The 229-nt window shown below is 69.4% G+C and carries 1 protein-coding gene; it reads left to right on the top strand.

Annotation, left to right across the window (positions count from 1 at the left end):
• The coding region (locus ACEN88_RS36455) for a sensor histidine kinase (RefSeq protein ID WP_413347235.1) at window positions 1–229 on the top strand (229 nt) is incomplete at both ends.

The following is a 229-nucleotide window of genomic DNA, read 5'->3' as shown; positions in this document are numbered from 1 at the left end:
CCGCGAAGCAGATCGACCTCGGCCTGCCGCGCGCGGACAGCGCCGAAGTGGAAGGGCAGCCGGACGCGTTGATGATCCTGCTCCGCAACCTCATCGACAATGCGATCAAGTACACGCCGGAGGGCGGCACGGTCGACGTGTCGGTGGTGGCGGAACACCGCGGCGTGACCGTGACCGTGGAAGACAGCGGCCCGGGCATCCCGCCGGCGGAACGCGAGCGCGTGTTCGA

It is taken from the genome of Massilia sp. CT11-108, assembly GCF_047302915.1.
Taxonomy (GTDB): domain Bacteria; phylum Pseudomonadota; class Gammaproteobacteria; order Burkholderiales; family Burkholderiaceae_D; genus Telluria; species Telluria orientalis.
Note: the sequence above shows the minus strand (reverse complement) of the source record. Positions and strands in the feature narration are given on the sequence as shown.